At 52.1% G+C, this 309-nt stretch carries 1 protein-coding gene; it reads left to right on the top strand.

Translation table 11 applies throughout. The features are described from left to right. Positions 1 to 5: 5 nt before the first annotated feature. A partial coding sequence (locus R0K30_RS21490; RefSeq protein ID WP_410612820.1) for a LysR substrate-binding domain-containing protein occupies positions 6 to 309 on the top strand: 304 nt, incomplete at its 3' end.

Here is a 309-nt window from a genome sequence, read left to right as displayed (position 1 = left end):
CCGCCCTGCAATCTCAGGCCTTCATACGCTACGACGTCAACTCATGGGGCGGGTCATTGGCTCAACGTTACCTTGATGATCGTGACATTGATGTAAGGGTGGCTTGCGATATCGATTCACTGGAAGCCATTGATTTGCTGGTGTCCTGTGGGCAGGGGGTGTCACTGGTACCTCAGTGGCTCACGATAGGGTCGTTCAGTTCTCACTATATTCCCGTAAGTCAGGATTCCCGTTACAGCCGGAACATCGTATTGGCTTATAGTGAGTCAAATCGTAACTTGCCAGCCCTTCAGCGCCTTCGGGATCTTC

The organism is Bacillus sp. SIMBA_154 (genome assembly GCF_046536015.1).
GTDB lineage: Bacteria > Bacillota > Bacilli > Bacillales > Bacillaceae > Bacillus > Bacillus pumilus_P.
Note: the sequence above shows the minus strand (reverse complement) of the source record. Positions and strands in the feature narration are given on the sequence as shown.